Raw genomic sequence first — 3,726 nt, 5'->3', positions numbered from 1 at the left:
TTGTCACGGATTAAAAAATTTCACAAATCCTTTATAAGTTAAAAAAAATGGAAATTATAGGGTTCGAATAGTAAAGAATAAAAATTTCTTGATTTTTTAATTTCTGATTTGGTATTTAAAAAATATAACTATATTTGCACCCACTTATTGAAACAGCTACTGTTTTATTCGCCCGCGGGTATGGTGAAATTGGTAGACACGCCAGACTTAGGATCTGGTGCCGCAAGGTGTGAAGGTTCGAGTCCTTTTACCCGCACTTAAAATTCGCTTAAAGCTATTGAAAATCAATACTTTAAGCGTTTTTGTTTTTAGTCATTCCCCGAATGTTCCCCCAAACATCTCTAAATTTTTATTTCTAAAGATTATTTAACTATTTTTAATGAAATTAATTAATAACCATTAAAATGAAATTTAAAGGAATTATAAATCAAGCTATATATTCACAGCTCTCTTACATCGAAAAGTATAAAATTATTATTGAAAACGAAGTATATACTCCAATTGATGAAAATACTTTTGAATCGGAAGATATTTTTATCGTAAAAAATGTTTCAGATAATAATCAATTAATCACGTTTGCAAATAAAATTATTTTTGATAACTGTAAATATGAATTGAATCAATCTTTAATAGAAGAACTTGAAAATTCACTGCCACCGCAGATTATAAACACTTTTGAAATTTGGAATCAACGCAAAAAAACTTTAAAAATTCAATATGAATATTTACCTGAAATAGAATTGAAAAAAATAAGCGACGAAAATAAAATCGAATATTCAAAATTATTGAGCGAAAATATGGTAATTGAACTCGAAAATCAAGACCATAATGAAGTTAATTCACATATATCCGTTATAAAAAAATATGCATTGCGTGACTACTTTTTTATTTTTGAATATTTAATTGGAATTAAAAATGAGTGTAGATCTTGTCATTCTCATTACATGACTTACTTAAAATGTAAAACAAACATTGAAATAATTGATGAATTGCTCCCAAACAACAATAATGCTGCATTGAAAATTTCTCTCCCAAAAAAAATTGCACTCCTTCACGATTTGGGACTTTTAAAAAATGATGAATTTAGAAAATATACTTCTGCTGATCAACACAAATTAATAGCCTTTCTTTTGGGCTTATCATTTGAAAGAAATGATATTGATTCTGTTAGAAGAAACTTAGCTGTGCTAGCTGACTTCTCTAATGAAAGTACTACCAAATATACATCTTATAAACATGTTGGAAAGATTATAAATGAAATTTTAAAATAAATTAATAACAATAAAATAGTAGGCGGGAGTTTTTTTGGGATTCCCCTCCCTCTTAATCAATTTTACCTTCGTGCCATTCATAACCAATAAATTATAATATGGCAAATTATCTTGAAATTAAAATCGAAATCCCGGAAGATTACAAAAATGAAATAATTTCCGGTGTTGTTGATGAACTCACAAATCGTGGTTTTTTTCAACAAACTTCTGCAAAACCAGAACCGAAAGAAATGCTAACTCGTTTTGAAACCGCTGAACGACTTAGCTGCTCCCTTGTAAAAATTTGGGATTTAACAAAAAAAGGGCACTTAAAAAAGTACAAAATCGGCGGAAAAGTACTTTATAAGTATGACGAGGTAACTGAATTTATTAACTCTAACTTTTAATTGCTATGGAGACTAGTTTCAAAAAAGCACAAACCGGAGTAAATAATATCAATTACATCTTAAATAAATCAGCAACAGAATTAAAAAATTTGCAACTTGATTACGTTCGAAATAAACAAATTTACTCCGTATGTAATTCAGTTTTAAAAGACATTTTAATTATTGAACAAATTCTTCGATCGTCAAATTTGCAATTACCAATTGAAATTGCAAACAATGTAAATCAAATGTTTATTGCAGACAAAACCTTAAGTTCAGTTATTGTGAAAATTGATAACTCAAAAAGAGCAATCAAAAGTTGCCCTGCTCTTGTAAATCTTACAGTATGAAAGAGTTAAGTAAATACATGCGAGTTGGAACCGAGTTTTATAAAAAAACAGAAACTCCGGACGGTAAAACAGTTTTGCAAAAATGGAATCGGCAAACTCTTATTGACGATTTTGGCAAAGATTCCATTGCAAAAGTGAGTAAATATGAATCGTTTTGTATTGTTCCATCGCACAATCAGTATGAGCAAATAGTGAATAATTGCTACAACCAATATCAACCCTTGAGTTATGAATTAAAAGAAGGTAATAATTACCATAACATTATTCATTTTCTCAATCACATTTTTGGGGAACAATTTGAATTAGATTTAGATTACCTGACCTTACTTTGGCAGAAACCAACTCAAATCTTACCCATTCTCTGTTTGGTTAGTACGGAACGAAACACCGGAAAAACAACCTTTATTAATCTATTGAAATTGATTTTTGAGTCTAATATGACTATCAACACAAATGACGATTTTAGAAGCAGATTTAATGCTGATTGGTCAGGTAAGCTAATTATTGGAGTTGACGAAGTGCTATTAGACAAGAAAGAGGATAGTGAACGAATCAAAAATTTATCGACTGCTCAATCCAATAAAATTGAACCAAAAGGAAGAGATAAATTTGAGCAAAGTTTTTTTGGTAAATTCATCTTATGTTCCAATAATGAGGATAGCTTTATAAAAATTGATAACGAGGAAATTAGGTATTGGATTAGAAAAATTAATCCACTAGAAAACAACGACGATATTAACTTATTGCAAAAAATGAAAGTTGAAATCCCCTATTTTGCAAATTTTCTTAATAGCAGAAATATTAGTACAATTCCAACTTCTCGAATGTGGTTTAGTCCTGAACAACTTTACACATCAGCTCTCGGAAAATTAATCAACGGAAATCGTACTTATATAGAAAAAGAAATGGAGGAACTATTAATCGATGAATTTGCAAACTCAGGTCAAGATGAGTTATGCTATACCGCAAAAAATCTTGTCGATCTGCTTAAAAGAAACAATGTTTTTACGCAAAACAACTACATCGTCAAACTACTGAAAGAAAAATACAAATTAAAACCAACCAATAGCAGTTATAAATACTTTCGATCTGAAATTTTAAATCCGAATGAAAAAATTGGTCTTAATTTTACTCAGGAAAAAGGTCGATATTATACCTTTAAAAAAGAAAACTTCCAATCCACTGTTGAACTGTTGAATTCAATTGAAACTACCAATGAAAAATAGTAATCTACATTCAACAACACTTTGCATTATGTCAACATTTTGTTGAAAATTAAAAAAGTGTTGTTGAATTAAAATTACCCGACTGAAAAGACCTCTGCAAAATTTTCAACACTTCAACACAAAAACACTACTTCGCTTTTTGTTTCTATTATTATTAAAAAAGAAACACTAAATTTTAATTTTCGATTTAAAATTTTTTCTAGTACAATTTAATTACTACCGGTTATAAAAAGTTTTCAAGCGGAATATAGGCGAAAACATACCAAATACCGGTAATTTCCCGCTTTTTACAGCCGTTTTACGGCTTTTATACGGCTTTGCTACGGCTTTTGAACGGCTCTGCTACGGCTTTTGAACGGCTCTGCTACGGCTCCGCTACGGCTTTTGAACGGCTCTGCTACGGCTCCGCTACGGCTCTGCTACGGCTTTTCGACGGCTTTGACCCGTCCTAAAATAACTATACAAATTAATAAATAAATCCTATTATAGTTATACAAATATAATTCTTAATCCT

General features: G+C 30.1%; 4 protein-coding genes and 1 tRNA gene. All 5 read left to right on the top strand.

Going from position 1 to position 3,726, the window contains the following annotated elements:
* Nucleotides 1-174: 174 nt before the first annotated feature.
* The 5 genes from AC23MC_RS06745 (at nucleotide 175) to AC23MC_RS06725 (ending at nucleotide 3,212) form a co-directional block, all read left to right on the top strand.
* Nucleotides 175-256, top strand: a tRNA-Leu gene (locus tag AC23MC_RS06745).
* A 148-nt stretch (nucleotides 257-404) separates the two neighbouring features.
* On the top strand, nucleotides 405-1,271 hold the full coding sequence (locus tag AC23MC_RS06740; protein ID WP_487567640.1) for a hypothetical protein: 867 nt from the start codon (nucleotides 405-407) through the stop codon (nucleotides 1,269-1,271).
* 98 nt (nucleotides 1,272-1,369) lie between these two features.
* The gene (locus tag AC23MC_RS06735) at nucleotides 1,370-1,657 is read left to right on the top strand and encodes a helix-turn-helix domain-containing protein (RefSeq protein ID WP_487567639.1); all 288 of its coding nucleotides are present in this window, start codon (nucleotides 1,370-1,372) and stop codon (nucleotides 1,655-1,657) included.
* 5 nt (nucleotides 1,658-1,662) lie between these two features.
* Entirely contained in the window at nucleotides 1,663-1,986 is a 324-nt protein-coding gene (locus AC23MC_RS06730) for a hypothetical protein (RefSeq protein WP_487567638.1), read from the top strand.
* Nucleotides 1,983-3,212: a primase-helicase family protein gene (locus AC23MC_RS06725; protein WP_487567637.1), complete on the top strand. Its 1,230-nt coding sequence runs from the start codon at nucleotides 1,983-1,985 to the stop codon at nucleotides 3,210-3,212. The genes AC23MC_RS06730 and AC23MC_RS06725 overlap by 4 nt, the downstream gene beginning before the upstream one ends.
* The last annotated feature ends 514 nt before the right edge of the window (nucleotides 3,213-3,726 follow it).

This window comes from Flavobacterium sp. T50_26, assembly GCF_057652995.1.
This window is presented reverse-complemented; position numbering and strand designations above follow the sequence as displayed.